The organism is Actinomadura hibisca NBRC 15177 (assembly GCF_001552635.1).
GTDB lineage: Bacteria > Actinomycetota > Actinomycetes > Streptosporangiales > Streptosporangiaceae > Spirillospora > Spirillospora hibisca.
This window is the reverse complement of record NZ_BCRO01000061.1, coordinates 1-16,040: the sequence shown is the minus strand read 5'-3', so window position 1 is coordinate 16,040 and position 16,040 is coordinate 1. Positions and strand designations below refer to the sequence as shown.

The 16,040-nt window shown below is 72.7% G+C and carries 14 protein-coding genes and 1 riboswitch; of the genes, 6 read left to right on the top strand and 8 right to left on the bottom strand.

Features of this window, described 5'->3' with window-relative positions; all coding sequences use genetic code 11:
• Window positions 1–315: 315 nt before the first annotated feature.
• The 3 genes from AH6_RS46085 (at window position 316) to AH6_RS26980 (ending at window position 3,036) form a co-directional block, all read left to right on the top strand.
• Window positions 316–1,107: a hypothetical protein gene (locus tag AH6_RS46085; RefSeq protein WP_067485329.1), complete on the top strand. Its 792-nt coding sequence runs from the start codon at window positions 316–318 to the stop codon at window positions 1,105–1,107.
• A 114-nt stretch (window positions 1,108–1,221) separates the two neighbouring features.
• A complete protein-coding gene (locus tag AH6_RS44795) occupies window positions 1,222–1,392 on the top strand; it encodes a hypothetical protein (protein WP_169807917.1) in 171 nt (56 codons plus the stop codon).
• An 87-nt stretch (window positions 1,393–1,479) separates the two neighbouring features.
• Window positions 1,480–3,036, top strand: coding sequence for a long-chain-fatty-acid--CoA ligase (locus AH6_RS26980; RefSeq protein WP_067485326.1), 1,557 nt, complete (start codon window positions 1,480–1,482; stop codon window positions 3,034–3,036).
• A 94-nt stretch (window positions 3,037–3,130) separates the two neighbouring features.
• Here the strand turns inward: AH6_RS26980 and AH6_RS26975 are convergent, their stop codons facing one another.
• Together AH6_RS26975 and AH6_RS26970 are read right to left on the bottom strand one after the other, a co-directional pair.
• Window positions 3,131–4,042, bottom strand: coding sequence for an endonuclease/exonuclease/phosphatase family protein (locus tag AH6_RS26975; protein ID WP_067485322.1), 912 nt, complete (start codon window positions 4,040–4,042; stop codon window positions 3,131–3,133).
• A 466-nt stretch (window positions 4,043–4,508) separates the two neighbouring features.
• Window positions 4,509–5,012: a hypothetical protein gene (locus AH6_RS26970; protein ID WP_157431742.1), complete on the bottom strand. Its 504-nt coding sequence runs from the start codon at window positions 5,010–5,012 to the stop codon at window positions 4,509–4,511.
• A 94-nt stretch (window positions 5,013–5,106) separates the two neighbouring features.
• On the opposite strand from AH6_RS26970, the gene AH6_RS26965 reads away from it, so the two are divergent.
• Window positions 5,107–5,712 (top strand): RNA polymerase sigma factor, encoded by a 606-nt coding sequence (locus AH6_RS26965; protein ID WP_067485315.1) that lies wholly within the window; start codon window positions 5,107–5,109, stop codon window positions 5,710–5,712.
• The gene (locus AH6_RS26960; protein ID WP_067485312.1) at window positions 5,709–6,488 is read left to right on the top strand and encodes a hypothetical protein; all 780 of its coding nucleotides are present in this window, start codon (window positions 5,709–5,711) and stop codon (window positions 6,486–6,488) included. The genes AH6_RS26965 and AH6_RS26960 overlap by 4 nt, the downstream gene beginning before the upstream one ends.
• Here the strand turns inward: AH6_RS26960 and tuf are convergent.
• Both tuf and AH6_RS26950 read right to left on the bottom strand, forming a co-directional pair.
• Window positions 6,469–7,653 carry an elongation factor Tu gene (tuf, locus tag AH6_RS26955; RefSeq protein WP_067485309.1) on the bottom strand — a complete coding sequence of 395 codons (1,185 nt, stop codon included), beginning with the start codon at window positions 7,651–7,653 and terminating at the stop codon, window positions 6,469–6,471. The genes AH6_RS26960 and tuf overlap by 20 nt on opposite strands.
• A 283-nt stretch (window positions 7,654–7,936) precedes the next feature.
• On the bottom strand, window positions 7,937–9,130 hold the full coding sequence (locus tag AH6_RS26950; RefSeq protein WP_157431741.1) for an MFS transporter: 1,194 nt from the start codon (window positions 9,128–9,130) through the stop codon (window positions 7,937–7,939).
• 58 nt (window positions 9,131–9,188) lie between these two features.
• On the opposite strand from AH6_RS26950, the gene AH6_RS26945 reads away from it, so the two are divergent.
• Window positions 9,189–10,406 carry an arginine deiminase gene (locus tag AH6_RS26945; RefSeq protein ID WP_067485303.1) on the top strand — a complete coding sequence of 406 codons (1,218 nt, stop codon included), beginning with the start codon at window positions 9,189–9,191 and terminating at the stop codon, window positions 10,404–10,406.
• A 241-nt stretch (window positions 10,407–10,647) separates the two neighbouring features.
• Here AH6_RS26945 and AH6_RS26940 read toward each other — a convergent pair whose 3' ends face one another.
• The 4 genes from AH6_RS26940 to AH6_RS42805 form a co-directional block, all read right to left on the bottom strand.
• A complete protein-coding gene (locus AH6_RS26940; protein WP_245679486.1) occupies window positions 10,648–11,196 on the bottom strand; it encodes an ATP-binding protein in 549 nt (182 codons plus the stop codon).
• 309 nt (window positions 11,197–11,505) lie between these two features.
• A complete protein-coding gene (locus tag AH6_RS26935; protein ID WP_083983497.1) occupies window positions 11,506–13,524 on the bottom strand; it encodes a sensor histidine kinase in 2,019 nt (672 codons plus the stop codon).
• A gap of 73 nt (window positions 13,525–13,597) precedes the next feature.
• Entirely contained in the window at window positions 13,598–14,929 is a 1,332-nt protein-coding gene (locus AH6_RS26930) for a purine-cytosine permease family protein (RefSeq protein ID WP_067485300.1), read from the bottom strand.
• A riboswitch (TPP riboswitch) is annotated at window positions 14,922–15,035 on the bottom strand. Its footprint overlaps the gene before it by 8 nt.
• Before the next feature lie 57 nt (window positions 15,036–15,092).
• Complete coding sequence (locus AH6_RS42805; RefSeq protein WP_169807916.1) at window positions 15,093–15,785, bottom strand: DUF4232 domain-containing protein; 693 nt, start codon at window positions 15,783–15,785, stop codon at window positions 15,093–15,095.
• Window positions 15,786–16,040 lie beyond the last annotated feature (255 nt).

The window sequence follows — 16,040 nt, the reverse complement described above, 5'->3', positions numbered from 1 at the left end:
GGCCCCCACACCCCCGGGACCAGGGAAGGGCGGAGCCCTGCTGTGTTGGCTGAATGAGGTGGGGGCTCCGCCCCCACACCCCCGAACCGGCTCCGCCGCACAACCACGTCACGGTGGCGCGAGAATAATCAGGCTCTCGGGGCGTGAACTGTGCAAGATCAGCAGAAGACGAATCGTGCGAGCCCTATCGGCGTGACGTTGTGCGAGAGTCCACGGAGACAGCCCTCCCCCACCTCCGCCAGGGAGTCACCTCCCCACCCGGCAACACTTGACAACGCCTGTGAAATACAGCCCATCGGCCGCTTTAATGGTCGAATGTCGCTACAGCGTCCGGCCCCCAAGCAGAACGCGGTGTTCCTCGCCCTGATCGCCGGTGGGGTCATCACCGTCATCATCAGGACCCTGGCCTCCATCGCGACCGCGGAGGCGGGCACCGGCGGCCTGGGAGCCTCGTCGCTCCACGCCTACCAGGCCATCGACTTCGTCATCGCCCTCGTCTGCGGGGTCGCGGTCGGCGGTGCCGTCGCGCTGTCGCGCGTCCGCGGGCCGGTCGGGCCGATCGGCGCGGCCATCGTGGTGTTCGGCGCGCTGGAGGTCGCCTCCCTGCTCGTCTGGACGCTCTACCTGCCGTTCAGGTACGGCTTCCTCAGTCCGGCGGACGGCCTGGAGGGGCATTTCAGGAGTTGGACGCACATCACCGTGATCGGCCTGCTGCTCACCGTCCTGGCTCCGGGGATCGCCGCGCTGGTCGCGTTCATCGGCTCCCAGCGGTCCTCGGCCGCTCCCGGTCAGCCCCAGGCGTGGGGCGGGCCGCAGCAGCCCGGCTTCGGCCAGCCCGGCTACGGACAGCCTGGTCAGGCGGGTTATGGACAGCCGAACCCGGGTCAGCCCGCTCCCGGTCAGCCGCCGTACGTCCAGCCCGGCTACGGCCAACCCGCACCAACGCAGCCTCCGTACAGCCAGCCTGGCCCCGGCCAACCCCCCTACGGTCAGCCCGCTCCCGGCCAGCCCAGCCAGCCCGGCTACGGGCAACCCGGTTACGGACAGCCCGGCCAGCACCCCGGCCACCCCGGCTCCCAGTACCCGCCCGCGCCCCCGCAGAGCTGACCACTCAGGGCCCACCCCGACCCGCCCTCAGGGTCCGCCTCCGTCCCCAGGCGGGACCCCAGGTCGTTCCGCAGGGTGATGACCCCGCCGCAGCGACCGCATACGGTAATCACCATGGGTCGGACAATCCTGACAATCATCGGTGTCGTACTCGCGCTCTGGTTCGCCATCACGGCGCTGGGCTGGCTTTTCTCGCTGGTGAAGTTCTTCTTCTTCATCGGCCTGGTGGCGGTGGTGATCTACCTGGTGGTCACGCTGCTGGCCAAGAGCGCGAAAAAGGGCTGAGCTTCGGCGGCCTACCCCTTGTCCCGCGTCCGCCGATGACCGCATGATTCCCAGACAACTGGCGGTCATCGGCGAAAGGGGCCTTTCGTGCAGGGCCTGACCGAAGTACTACGGGACAGGGCGCGGTCGCATCCCGACCGCGTCGCCTTCCACGCGGGCGACACGTCCGTCACCTACCGCGAGTTCGACCAGCGGGTCGACCTCGCCGCCACGGCGCTCGCCGCCGCCGGCGTCGGGCCCGGCGACCGGGTCGCGGTCCTCGACAAGAACTCCCTCGAATACGCCGAGCAGCTGTTCGGCGCCGCCCGGATCGGCGCGGTCCAGGTGCCGATCAACTATCGCCTGGCGCCCGAAGAGGTCGCCTACATCGTCAACGACGCCCGCGCCAAGGTGCTGATCGTCGGCCCCGAGTTCGTGCCGGTGCTGGACGCGATCGCCGGCAAGCTCGAACACACCTCGCTGACGCTCGTCGTCGGCGGCGAGGGCCACCGCTACCGCGACTACGCCGCCTGGTTGGCCGGGCACGAGTCCGTGCCGCCGGACTACCAGGTCGATCCCGACCAGGTGTTCGTGCAGCTCTACTCGTCCGGCACCACCGGCCTGCCCAAGGGCGTGATGCTCAGCCACGCCAACTTCCACGCCGTGCTGCCGCTCACCAACGACGTGTGGGGCATCGACGACGACACCGTCCTCATGGTCGCGATGCCGATGTACCACGTGGCGGGCAACGCGCTCACAGTGTGCGTCGTCTACGACGGCCTGACCGGCGTCATCGCGCGCGAGCCCGACCCGGTCGGCATCGCGCGGCAGATCGAGCGGCACCGCGTCACCCACATCTTCCTGGTCCCGGTGCTGCTCCAGTTCATGCAGCTCATCCCGGAGGTCGCCGAGGCCGACATGTCGAGCCTCAAGCTGCTGCTGTACGGGGCCTCGCCGATCAGCGACGACGTGCTGCGCGGCGCGATGGCGATGTTCCCCGGCACCGGCTTCATGCAGGTGTACGGCCTCACCGAGACCACCGGCGCCATCACCTACCTGCCGGTCGAGGACCACGACCCCGACGGCCCGAACAACCACCGGCTGCGCAGCGCGGGCATCCCCAACCCCGGCTGCGAGCTGCGGATCGCCGACCCGGCGAGCGGCGCGGAGCTGCCGCCCGGCCAGGTCGGCGAGATCTGGTGCCGCACGGCGCAGAACATGCAGGGCTACTGGGAGCTGCCCGACGCCACCGCGTCCGCGCTGCGGTCCGACGGCTTCTTCCGCACCGGCGACGCGGGCTACCTGGACGAGGACGGCTACCTCTACATCCACGACCGGGTCAAGGACATGATCATCTCGGGTGGGGAGAACATCTACCCGGCCGAGGTCGAGAACGTCCTGATGGGCCATCCGCAGGTCACCGACTGCGCGGTGATCGGCGTGCCGGACGCCAAGTGGGGCGAGACGCCCAAGGCCCTGGTCGTGCTGGCCGAGGACGTGTCCGAGGCCGAGCTGATCGAGTACTGCCGGGGCAAGCTGGCGCACTTCAAGTGCCCGTCCTCGATCGAGCGGCGGGACGCCATCCCCCGCAACCCCACCGGGAAGATCCTGAAGCGGGAGCTGCGCGAGCCCTACTGGCAGGGCCAGGAGCGCGGCGTCCACTGAGAACGCGCCCGCCGTGGCCGGGGACGGGCTCCCCGGCCACGGCGGACACGACGCCCGCGACGAAGGCGGCGCCTCGGCATCCCGCCCGGAGGCGTCAGCGGAAGCGCACCCGCGCCGCCATCGGCCGGTGGTCGGAGGTGGTGGTCGGGGTCCCCGCGACGCCGCAGGAGATGCTGGCGCTCTTGGTCGTGAACAGGTAGTCGGTCTTCGCCACGGCCCGGCCCTGCCAGTCCTGCAGGGTACTGGCGCCGTCGCGCGCCTCGGGGCCCTGGTCGCACTCGGCGTAGTCGCGGTAGAGCGGGTCCAGGGGCTTGCCGTCGGGCCGGTCGGTGAAGTCCCCGGCGATCACGACCCGGCCCTGCCCGGCCAGGGACGCGAGCTGCCGGGTCTGCTTGCGCCGCCACTCGCCGCGCGGGTCGTCGTCCCAGCGCGCCGAGCTGAGCTGCGCCGAGCACAGGCGGGCGCGCCACATGTTGACCGTCGCGCAGACGGCGGCGCGGCCGTGCGCCGGGGGCGCGGGCAACTGCGCCTGGCGGACGTCCACCGCCTTGGCCCGGACGCCGAGCGCCACGCCGTACTGGCCCTGCCCGTTCACGCAGGCGCGGGGCTTGCCGTCGGCCTTCGTGTTGGGCGCGAACGCCCAACTCCAGCCGTCCATCGCGGCCGACCTGCCAAGCGTGGTCAGGTGCCCGGAGCAGATCTCCTGCAGGAACAGCACGTTCGGCCGCACCTTGCGGCCACCGACCACGGCGGTGCCGGCCTGCTGGACGATCCGCCGGGTCAGCTCCGCGGGCTGGGAGCCGAGGCGGCAGCCGGGCTCGGCGTCGCCGCACACGTTCCAGGTGACGGCGGTGACCGAGGCGGGCGCGGGGGCGCGACGGCCGTCGGCGTGGGCCGGGCCGAAGGACGGCAGTTCCTTGATGGCGGCGCCGGCGCCGGCGGCCGCGAGCACCGCGGTCGCACCGCCGACCGCGAGCAGGGGGATCAGAGCGCGGGGGGCTCGCACACGTTCTCCAGGGGATGTTTCAGCGGGGTCAACAGATCACATCACAAACAAGATCCACGCCGCCACCGGTTCGCGACCGCCCGGTCACGGTTCGGTGGAAAGGGCTCACCGAGGGGCGAACCCGCCCGACGGCGAGGACGGCCTACCGGGAGGCGCTCCGAACGCCCCCTGCGGCACATCCCGCGCAAACCCCTGCGCCGCTCCCGCCCCGTTCCCAGCGAACGTGCCAGTGCGACGGATCACCTGCCACCGCAACCGCGCTCCCAACACCGCCGTGACCAACGACTGGATCACCACCAAGTACAACAGCCTGCTGGAGCGGCAACGTCCACAGCGGCCCCAACCGTTCCCCGTCCAGCCACAACGCGTACCCGCCCGCCGCGAACGCCGCCCACATCAGCAACGGCTGCGTGGGATCGAGGAACACCACCCCGTACAGCGCGAACAGGTCGACGGCGGCGCACGATCACCGGTTCTTCTGGGGCTTGTCCCGGCCGTGCGCGGGCGGGCTGGCCTTGGAGTTTCCGGGCCGCGTCGTCGTGGGCACGGGGGTGGTCGCCGCCGGGGCGGGCGCGGTGGTCGCCGCCGGACGTGGCGTCGCCGGCCCGCCGGTCGCGGGAGCGGGCACGACCAGAGCGGGCAGGGGCCGCGCGCCGGCGGGGGCGGACGCCGCGCCGGCGCCCGGCGCGACGGGCCGCGCCTCGCCGACATCGGCCAGCATCTTCTTCGGATCGAGCCGCAGGACCTTCTCGCGGCCCTGGGCGGGCGCGTCGTGCCGGTCCGACCACGGCGTCATGGGGACGTCCGCGCCGGTCGCCATGCCGACGCCCATCAGCAGGAGGAAACCGGCCAGCACGCCGCCGGCGGCCATGCCGAGGCGGCGCACGATCCGGTGGCGGCGGCCGGAGGTGTCGACGAAGACCGGCGGCCGGTCGGCGGCCGGCGCCTGCGTGATCGTGTCGCTGCTCATGTCGCCCATCGGGGGAAGAGGGGGGTTCGGGATGTTCAGCGCCGTCCTCGGCGCTCGTGTCACACCCGGGCGGGATTGACCGCACAATGTCCCGGTGACCTATGCGGCCGGGGACGGCGAACTCTCCCGCGCCCTCGCGGCCGCCCGCGACGGCGACGAGGCGGCGTTCCGCCTGCTCTACCGCGACACCCAGCCCCGGCTGCTGCGCTACGTCCGGGTGCTGGCGGGGGCCGACGCCGAGGACGTGACCTCCGAGGCGTGGCTCCAGATCGCGCGCGACCTGCGTGCCTTCCGCGGGGATCTGGACGGTTTCCGCGGCTGGGCGGCGACGGTGGCCCGGAACCGGGCGCTGGACCTGCTGCGCCGCCAGTCCCGGCGTCCGGCGGCCGACCTGCCGGTGGACGTGCTGGAGACGCTGGCCGCCGAGGGCGACACGGCCGCGCTGGCGCTGGACGGCCTGGCCACCGAGGCGGCCCTCGCCCTGATCGCGGAGCTGCCGCGCGACCAGGCGGAGGCGGTGCTGCTGCGGGTGGTGATGGGGCTGGACGCCAAGACGGCGGGCCGGGTGCTGGGCAAGCGCGCCGGAGCCGTGCGGACGGCGGCCTACCGGGGCCTGCGCGGCCTGGGCGCCCGCCTGACCGGCCCCGCCGCGCCCGCCGGTGACGCATCGGCCGCCTCCGGCGCTGAAGGGATGAGATGAAGGACGAGCAGCGCCCCGGCGGGTGGGACGACCTGCGGATCGACGGGACACCGGGCGATTCCGCGGCCCTGTCGCGCCTGCTGGACGCCGCGGCGGCCCCGGGCGTCCCGGCCGAGCTGGCGGGCGAGGAGGCGGCCCTGGCGGCGTTCCGGGCCGCCGCTCCCGCGCCCGTCGAGGACCTCGCTCAGGAGACGCCCGCGCAGGAGGTTCCCCTCCCGGACGACGCGCACGAGCACGGCCTCGGACGGCACGGACGCGAGCGACGCGGACGCGAGCAGCGCGGACGCGAGCAGCGCGGGCGCGGGCTCGGGAGGCCGCTCGGAAGGCGGGCCGTCAAGGTCGCCGTCGCCGTGTGCGCGCTGCTGTCGGCGGGCGGCGTGGCCGTCGCCGCCGGGACCGGCACCCTGCCCGGCGCCCACCCCCCGCAACCGCCCGCCACACGATCGCCCGCGCCCGCCCAGCACAGCGACCGTCTCGTCCCGGGTCCCGGCCAGGGCGGCGTCCCGTCAGGGCGTCGGCCCTCCACCGGCCCGACCAGTACCGGCGAGCCGACGCCCACCCCCACGCCCGGCGTGGCGAAGGGCAGGGACAAGAAGCAGAAACGCGGCCACCAGGGCAAGAACCGGGGCCGCTCTCACCAGAAGAAGAAGAAGAAGGCCAAGCGCGCCGACAAGCCGTCCAGGACCTCCCGCCCCGAACCCGGGAACGGCCGCGGGCCGCGTCCACGCGACCCGCGACCGCCCCGGTGGAACGGCGCTAGTCCAGCAGCGCCGTGACGGTCCCGGCGCCGACCGTCCGGCCGCCCTCCCGGATGGCGAAGCCGAGGCCCTCGGCCATCGCGACCGGCTTGCCCAGCTCCACCGTCATCTCGACGGAGTCGCCCGGCAGCGCCATGCCGCCCTCGCCGCCCAGGTCCACCCCGCCGACCACGTCGGTGGTCCGGAAGTGGAACTGCGGCCGGTAGCCGTGGAAGAACGGCCCGCTCCGGCCGCCCTCGGCGGCGGTCAGCACCCGCACCCGCGCCCGGAAGCGCCGGTGCGGCCGGATGGTGCCGGGCGCGGCGACCACCTGGCCGCGGCGGACCTGGTCCCGGCGCACCCCGCGCAGCAGCAGGGCGGTGTTGTCGCCCGCCTCGGCGCGGTCCATCGCCTGCCCGAAGGTCTCCAGCCCGGTCGCGACCGAGCCGAAGCCCTCGCCGAGCCCCACGACCTCGACGGCGTCGCCGAGCCGGACCGAGCCCTGCGCCACCACGCCGGTCACGACGGTGCCGCGGCCGGTGATGGTGAGCACGTTCTCCACCGGCAGCAGGAACGGCGCGTCGACCAGGCGCGGCGGGATCGGCACGTGGGCGTCGATCGCGTCGAGCAGGTCGCCGATGCGCGCGGTCCAGTACGGGTCGCCCTCCAGCGCCCGCAGGCCCGACACCCGCACCACCGGCACCTGCTCGCCGGGGAACCCGTACTCCGACAGCAGGTCCCGCACCTCCAGCTCGACGAGGTCGAGCAGCTCGGGGTCGTCCACCGCGTCGGCCTTGTTGAGGGCCACCACGAGGTGCCCGACGCCGACCTGGCGGGCCAGCACGATGTGCTCGCGGGTCTGCGGCATCGCGCCGTCGGTCGCCGAGACCACCAGCACCGCGCCGTCGATCTGCGCCGCGCCGGTGATCATGTTCTTCACGTAGTCGGCGTGGCCGGGCATGTCGACGTGGGCGTAGTGCCTGGTCGCGGTCTCGTAGTGGACGTGGGCGATGTTGATGGTGATGCCGCGGTCGCGCTCCTCGGGGGCGCGGTCGATGCCCTCGAACGGCACGGCCGAGGCCAGCCCGCGCCCGGCCAGCACCTTGGTGATGGCCGCGGTCAGGGTGGTCTTGCCGTGGTCGACGTGGCCCATGGTGCCGATGTTGAGGTGCGGCTTGCGGCGTTCGTACGACTGCTTGGCCATGATCTGGCGTCCTCACTCCTGGAACGGAAGGTGAGAACCACGCCGTGCGCACGCGGGTGGCACGGCGGTTCGATGGTCCACCCCCCTCCGCTGGTTCTCCGGGGCGGGGCGGAGAGGGGTCAGCGTCGCACGCCGTCGATGGCGGCCGCGGCTGCCAGTGCGAGGAAGGCAGCCGGCACCGCGCTCAGCAGAGCGGACTCTGCGAGCATGCGGGTGCCGACTGCGAAGAACATGTCCCAGAGCGTACGAACCGGGCGCGCGGAAGTCGAAGGGTTTTTCCGGCCTAGCGCGGCTTCTTCCCGGGGCGCAACATCAGCCAGCCCAGCGCCACGGCCCCGGTCTGGATGCCCGCGATGCCCAGCACCAGGCCGTCCGCGCCGAGCGTCCCGGCCAGCGCGCCCGTCAGCGCCGCGCCGATCGCCGAGCCGCCGATCTTCAGGCTGCCCGCCGTCGTGTTGACCTGCCCGAGCCGGTCGGCCGGGGACTCGCGCTGCCGCAGGATCAGCGTCGCCGCGAACACCGGCCCCTCCATGAACCCCGCCACCGCGAAGCCCGCCGCCGCCCATCCCACCGACGGCGCGAACGCCAGCGCGGCCAGCGACAGGGCCAGCCCCAGCAGCCCGAGCAACATCACCGCCTCGGCGTGCCGGGCGGTCAGCAGCCGCGCCGCCAGCAACGACCCCGCCAGCGCCCCCAGCGCCATCGCCACCAGCAGCCGCCCGCCCCAGTCGGGCGCGGCCCCGATGTCCTGGGCGAGCAGCACGGCGGTGACCGGGATGCCGCCCCAGCCCACCCACGCCAGGGTGGTCGTCGTGGTCAGCCCGCGCAGCACCCGGTTGTGCACCAGGATCGGCAGCCCGCCGGTCAGCACGTCCAGCGCACCGTGCCGGGACGGCCCCGGGGGATCGGCGGCCGGGCCCGACAGCGGCAGCAGCGGCAACGCCAGCAGCCCCAGCAACGCGCTGGCCACGATCGCCGCGCCCGCGTACCCGCCGCCCACGGCGGTGGCCAGGAACGCGGCGAGCCCCGGCCCGGCGATGCCCGCGATGTCGTAGCTGGCCGATTCCAGCCCGTACGCGCGCGGCAGCCGGTCGGCCGGGACGAAGCGCGGCAGCAGCCCGGTGACCGCCACCACGATGGGCTCGGTGCAGCCGATCACCAGCGCGACGGCCAGCGCGAGCAGCAGCGGCGTCCGCCCGGCCACCGCCATCAGCAGCGCGGTCGCCGCCGCGTACCCGACCGCGAGGCCGACCGCGACGCGCCGGGGCCGGGCCGTGCGGTCCAGGACGTGCCCGATGACCGGCCCGCTCAGCACGTAGGGGAGCGTCACCGCGGTCTGGAGGAACCCCGCCTGGGCCGCGTCCCCCGTCCGCGCCTGGACGGTCAGCACCAGCGCGACCGCCATGCCCTCGGCCGAGACCCGCAACAGCGTCGCACTGGTCAGATGCAGGGAAAGAGCAAGGTTTCGGCCAGACACCCCAAAAGGGTGACACAGGGGGAGCAAGTCGAGATCATCCCCGCCTAGACTGCCGGGTGTGGTGGATACGACGACGTATGAACACCGGGTCACCAGCGAGGTCGGGCGGTTGCGCACGGTGCTGCTGCACCGTCCGGGCGCGGAGCTGAAGCGCCTCACCCCGCGCAACAACGACAAGCTGCTGTTCGACGGCATCCCGTGGGTGGGCCGCGCCCAGGAGGAGCACGACGCCTTCGCGCAGGCGCTGCGGGACCGCGACGTCGAGGTGCTGTACGTCACCGAGCTGCTCCAGGACGTCCTGGAGTACGGGGAGGCCCGCGAGCAGGCCATCCGCGACGTGATCGACGACCCCCGGATGGGCGACCAGCTGCGCGGCGTCGTGGCGGGCTACCTGCACGACCTCGACCCCGAGGACCTGTCGCACGTGCTGGTCTCCGGGCTCGCGCACGAGGAGCTGAAGACCGCGCACGGCCTGGTCTACCGGCTGATGGACCGGCTCGACTTCATCATCGACCCGCTGCCGAGCCTGCTGTTCATGCGCGACAACAGCGCCTGGATCGGCGACCGGGTGGCGGTGACGAGCCTGGCGATGGAGGCGCGCCGCCGCGAGTCGTCGCTGACCGGCCTGATCTACGAGCGGCACCCCCGGTTCGCGGGCGTGCGGCCGCTGTACGACCCGTCGCTGGAGCACGTCGAGGGCGGCGACATCCTGCTGCTGTCCCCCGGCGTCCTCGCGGTCGGCACCGGCGAGCGCACCACCCCGGCGGGCGTGGAGCGGCTGGCCCGGCAGGTGTTCGAGGCGGGCGTGGCGCACACCGTGCTGGCCGTCCCGATCGCGCAGGAGCGCGCGACCATGCACCTGGACACCATCTGCACGATGGTCGACGTGGACACCGTCGTGATGTACCCGCCGGTCGCCCACTCGCTGACCGCCCACACCGTGACCGCGGCCAACGGCGACCTGCGCGTGTCGGAGGCCGCCCCGTTCCTGGAGGCGGCGGCCACGGCGATGGGCCTGGAACGCCTGAAGGTGCTGGACACCGGCCTGGACCCGGTCACGGCCGAGCGCGAGCAGTGGGACGACGGCAACAACACCCTGGCCGTCGCGCCGCGCGTCGCGGTCGCCTACGAGCGCAACGTCGAGACGAACGCGCACCTGGAGGCGGCGGGGATCGAGGTCATCCGGATCAGCGGCAGCGAACTGGGCAGCGGCCGAGGCGGCCCACGCTGCATGTCCTGCCCAATCCTGCGCGAGGACCCACCCAACCCCACCTGACCGGCAAGAGAACCACGCACGCGAGCGCCGACCTGCCACCGGGGGCCAAAGCCGAAGGCGAGGCCCCCGGTGGCAGATCGCGAAGCGATGTGGCGCTCGCACGCCGTTCGGTCAGGTGCGAGCCCCCAGGCGAGCACCTGGGCCGAAAGGCAAATAAACACTGGCAGCTCGGGCGGTGTCGACGGGGGCACGACAGCGCCCGAGCTTGAGGAGGACCCTACAAGCAAGAGCGGTCGTCCGACTAGCCGGGGTATGCCCGACTTGAGGCGGCTCCGGGCCAGGGGCCGCCGTACAGGCCCTCGTCGGGATTCGGCGGCTCGTCGGGGCCTTCCCCGAAGCCGGGCAGCGCGGCGTGCGCGGCCCGGGGCGCGCCGCTTCCGGCGCCCGCCATGCTGCGCGGCGCGTTCAGCAGCGCCCAGACGGTGGTGGTGCCGTCCTCGTCGTGCCGGACGCCCCAGCCCTCGGTCAGCGCCTCGACGATGCCGAGCCCGCGCCCGCCCAGCGAGGACAACGTGCCGGGGCCGCGGCGCGGCTCGGTCATCGCGCCGCCGTCGCTGACGGCCAGTTCCAGCAGGTCGCCGCGGCGCGACCAGGAGAGCCTGATCTGGCCGCCCGGCAGGGACCGGGCGTGCCGCAGCGCGTTGCTGAGCAGCTCGCTGACGATCACGTTGGCGTCATCGACGGTGGAGTCGCACACGCCCGAATCGGCCAGCTCGCAGCCCAGGCGCCGGCGGGCGACCGCGACGCTCGACGGCGCGTGTGGCAGCAGTACGACGCTCGACGCCCTCACCTCCCCGTTCCCTGGACCCGGACAGTCCCTGTCACCCCGTTTTCCGGTACGACCGAAATGCCCTGAACCCGACATCCCGAAACCGGGTCGCCCCAGTTTGCCCGATACCCCAAGCGACCACCCGAACCTCGACACGGCTGAAGGTCAACAGAGGATCTATCCAGCCACCGCGGTATTACTCCTCACGCGTACGTTTCGTCCGTCACACTGCCGGGACACCCCACTTTTCCGTCAGCGTCCCCCCGGGCTTCCGCCAAGATCACGGCAAGATCCCGCATACCGCCCCCGAGTTGGCCACAACCGGCCCGCTCAGTCGCCGCAGTCTAGGACCAGGCGCATGCAGGTCCCGGCGCCGGGCCCCGGCCGCGGGGCCCGGCCGTGCCGCAGCGGACCCGCCTCCACCTGCCCCGACGGCACCCCGGAGTAGGGCCGCCCGCCCACCGCGGGCGCCGGGGCGCAGTCGGGGGCGGCGGCCGGGCGGGGCCCGGCGGACCGGGCGGCCTCGGCGAGCGCCGAGGTGGCCGGATGCGCCGAGATGGCGCCGCCCTGGGCCTCGGTCAGCCGCCGGACGATGTAGAGCCCGAGGCCGATGCCGCCGAACCGGCGGCGGTCGCCGGCCTCCCCCTGCACGAACCGCTCGAAGATGCGCTCGTGGTCGCCGGGCGCGATGCCGATGCCCTCGTCCTCCACCGTGACGATCACGTGGCCGCCGTCCGGCCAGGCGCGGACCAGGACGGTCCCGCCGTCCGGGGAGTACTTGAAGGCGTTCTCCAGGAGCTGGCCGAGCACGATGTCGGTGGCCATGGCGTCGCCGCGCGCCGGGGGCAGGTCGGGGGAGACCTCCAGCTCGACCCGGTGCAATGGCGACAACGACCGGAACCCGGCCACGACGCCCTCCAGGACCCGGCCGAGGTCGAAGGTCTCGATCGTGACGGGCAGCTCGTCGGCCCCGGCGCGCGAGCCCAGCAGCAGGTGCTCGACCAGGCGGCCGAGCGACTGGGCGCGCTCGGCGATGGTGGCGACCGCGGCCCGGCGGGCGTCGTCGGTCAGCTCGTCCCACCGGTTGACCAGGGTGCTGGAGAAGCCCTGCACGACGGTGATGGGGGTGCGCAGCTCGTGGCTGGTGGTGGCCAGGAACAGGTCCTTGGCCTCCTCCAGGGCCTTGGCCTCGGAGACGTCCCGGAAGTCGACGACCCGCTCCCCGGTCTCCTCGATCTCGGCGGCCAGCACGCTCAGCCAGACCCCCGACGGCAGCTCGACGGTCAGCTCCTCCCCGGGTGGCGGCGGGTCGAAGATCAGCGCAGCGCCGATCGCCTCCTTGGCGGGCACCCCGGTCAGGGCGTGCGCGGCCGGGTTCCACTGCCGCACGACGCCGTCGCGGTCGAGGACGGCGATGCCGTCGGCGCTGGCGTCGATGACGGCGCGCTCGTGGGCGCGCTGCCGGACGACCTCGGCGTAGGCGACCGCGTTGCCGACCGCGACCCCGGCGTGCCCGGCGAGCAGCTCCAGCAGCTCCAGCTCGGTGTGCCCGACCTTGCGCCCGGAGAACAGCGCGTACAGCGCCCCGTAGGGCCGGTTGTGCAGGTAGGACAGCCCGAGCGCGATCGTGTGCAGGCCGGGCAGCTCCGACCAGATCAGGTCGCCCAGCCGCTGCTCCCCGCTGGCCAGCTTGACGGTCTTGCCCGACCGCAGCAGCTCCCCGACGAGGCTGGAGCGCAGGTCGGCGCCGCTGCCCCGCATGTGGTCGGGCAGGCCGTGCATGCTGACGAGCCGGAGCCGGTCGTCCTCGATGCGGACGAACCCGCCCGCGTCGGCGCCGGTCAGCTCGATCAGCGCGGCCGTGATGCGGTCGAGGACCTCCGGCAGGCCCAGCTCGGTGTTGAGGTCGGCGACGATGTCGTTCAGCCGCCGCACCAGCCGGGCCCGCTCGGCCATGTGGTGCCGCAGGACCTCGTCCTCCTCGACCGGGTGGTAGACGCCGACCCAGCCGAGCGGCGTCCCGGCGCCGTCCTTGAGCAGGCTGGTGTCGATGCGCACGTCGATGAGCCGCCCGTCCCGGTGGAAGCGGCGGGTGGCGATGGAGATCTGCCCGGCCCCGTCGCCGTTGCGCCGGGTCAGCAGCCGCTCCTGGACGGCGTTGTGCTCGGCCTTCAGCTCGCCGGGCACGATCGGCGGGACGCGCCCCACCATCTCGGCGGCGCTCCAGCCGAACATGCGCTCGGCGGCCGGGTTCCACACCGTGACGCGGTAGCGGTGGTCCACGGCCACGATGGCGTCGGCCGCGCTCTCGATGACGGCGCGGGCGATGGGGTCGTGGACGGGCTGCACGCCTGCAATCGTGCCACCGGATCGGGGGGCGCCGCCGGGCAACCACCACCGAAAGGTCTTCACGACCGCCCGGTCACTTCCGGACGGAAACCCTGCCGATCACCAGCGCGGCGATCCCCGCCACCAGGAACGAGAGCAGCGAGGCGCTCATCCAGCCCTGCGGGGTGAAGTTCAGGGCCCCCTGCACGTCGGTCCAGAACGCCTGCCACCAGCCGACCTGCCCCGGGTAGATGAGCTGGTACGTGACGAAACCCACCAGCCAGGCGGCGATCATCCCCCACCGGGACGGCGCGTCCCGCCCGGTGTCCCAGCCGCGCCGCCCGCTGCCCAGGAAGAAGTCGGCGGCGAGGACCCCCAGCATGGGCACGAACACCGAACCGATCAGTGACAGGAAGCTGGCGTAGTCGCCGATGTCCAGCACCAGGGCCAGCACGGTGATCCCGGCCCCCAGCAGCACGGTCAGGATCCGCCGGTCGGCACGCGGCACCAGGTTCTGGACGGAGACGGCGGTGGAGTAGACGTTGGCGAACGACTGGTCGGCCTCGCGGAGCACGAAGACGGCGAAGAAGACGACCCCCAGCGTGACGTGCAGGAAGGGGTCGAACACCTTGCTGGAATCACCGGCGACCAGGGCCAGGGCGAGCAACCCGAGCACGTAGGCGATGATCTGGGTGATCGAATACCCCAGGGCAGCCGCGCCGAAAGCACCGCGCGCACTGCGGGCGTGTCGCGTGTAGTCGGCCGCGACGGGCACCCAGGAGATGGAGACGGCGAGCGCGGCGTCGGCCCCGATCCAGAACCCGCCCCAGGACCCCTGGGTGAGATCGGGCAGCGGCTCGCGCAGGAGCTGGACGTAGAAGTAGACGAGGGCGACCATGACGGCGGCGGTGACGTAACGCCGCAACAACCGGACCGACCCGAGCGGCCAGAGGGTGAGCACGGTGGTGAGGACGCCTGCGGCGATGACGTAGGCGGCCCGAGGAATTCCGTCATAGAGAGCCTGCGCGGCCCCGGCGATGACGATGAGCTCGAAGGTGCCCCACCCGATGAGCTGGGCGATGTTGAGCACCGTGGGGACGTAGGACAACTTGGCCCCGAAGAGTCCCCGCAGCAGCACCATGGCGGGCTGCCCGGTCTTGGCCCCCGGCGCGGCGGCGAGCCCGAGCATGAGCCCGCCGAGAGCGGTGCCGACGGCCATGGCGACGATCCCGGCCACGATGGAGAGGGTGGGCTTGCCGGCCTCGTCGGGCGCCAGCACGGTGTAGGCCCCGGAGAAGGCGAAGAGGCTGACCCCGAGATTGGCCCAGAAGGCCCCCTGGTCCCAGAACCCGAGCACCTTGGGGGCGGGCTGATCGAGGGTGTACGGGACCTCGTCGTCGGGCCGCTGCTTGACCAGGGACGTCATGGGTCACACTCCCTACGCCGGCATTACCCGGACAGGTTCATGCGGTCGGCGACACCGTGAAGTCGCCCTCTCAGCCCGGTCGGTCCGAGCTCCCGCGGATAACGGTCAGACGAAATCGTACAGTCGGAACGATCTGGGGAAACCCGCGCCCCGTCTCGCGGAACTACCGGCCGCCACCCTCCCCGATCCTCCAGGGGCTGACGCCGAGCTTCCCGGTGGTCCCGAGATCGAGCTCCGGAGTGAACATGACGGGCGGATCCTCCACCCCGCCCCTGACCCTGACATAGGGGGCGTTGACGGCGGACCCTTCGAGCCCGGTGGTGTTACGCCACATAAAAGCGGCGGTCGCATGCTGCCCCGACCGCAGGGCCACCCGCCGAGCCGGGACATCAAAGTCGTCCACGGTGGCGACACCACCACTGCCCTTGAAGATCTTGATGCCGGGAACGGCCTTCCTGTTCTCGTCCAGGACCTGCAGAAGGGGATAACCCTTGATCGTGTAGGGCCGGGCACCACAGTTGATCAGCTGGAGTCCCACAACGCGCAACCCCATGGCGGCATCACCATCATCAGCGGTCAGCCGCACTCCAGAAGCCGGACAGGGCCCAGCCGCGTCGGGAGCCTCCGCAGTAGGGACACGCCGGACTTTGGAGATACGGGCACTTCCAGCACCTTGGCCGGGATTCCTAGCGGCATGCAACTGGACAGTGCGCTCGACGGACTGACCGGGCGGCACGGAAGGCACCGTGACTTTCACGTTCGACTCCACCGCACCGGAACTCGACAGCGCATCAACGGTGACGGTGTAGGTGAACGGCTCACGATCGCGATTGGCGACCTTGAACGAAGCCGTCATCACCGGAGAACTTCCAGTCCAGCCACTCGCACCGGTGATCCTCACCCCGTCCCGCTCCGGCCCACCGGCCACAGGCTTGGGCGGAACGGTCTGCGCGCCACACCCCGCCACAAGGACAAGACCGACGAGACCAGAGAACAAAGCGGCACGCATAACCCCATCCCACCACGCCCAAAAACCCCAGCCCCCATGCACTTGCCCCAGGGGTGCAGGGGACGGAGTCCCCGCGTACGTGCCCCCAGGGGGTGCAGGGGG

Coding starts and splice junctions, on each gene's coding strand:
- AH6_RS44795 (WP_169807917.1), top strand. CDS start 1,222: ATGGGTCGGACAATCCTGACAATCATCGGTGTCGTACTCGCGCTCTGG.
- AH6_RS26960 (WP_067485312.1), top strand. CDS start 5,709: ATGAAGGACGAGCAGCGCCCCGGCGGGTGGGACGACCTGCGGATCGAC.
- AH6_RS46085 (WP_067485329.1), top strand. CDS start 316: ATGTCGCTACAGCGTCCGGCCCCCAAGCAGAACGCGGTGTTCCTCGCC.
- AH6_RS26930 (WP_067485300.1), bottom strand. CDS start 14,929: ATGACGTCCCTGGTCAAGCAGCGGCCCGACGACGAGGTCCCGTACACC.
- tuf (WP_067485309.1), bottom strand. CDS start 7,653: ATGGCCAAGCAGTCGTACGAACGCCGCAAGCCGCACCTCAACATCGGC.
- AH6_RS42805 (WP_169807916.1), bottom strand. CDS start 15,785: ATGACGGCTTCGTTCAAGGTCGCCAATCGCGATCGTGAGCCGTTCACC.
- AH6_RS26970 (WP_157431742.1), bottom strand. CDS start 5,012: ATGAGCAGCGACACGATCACGCAGGCGCCGGCCGCCGACCGGCCGCCG.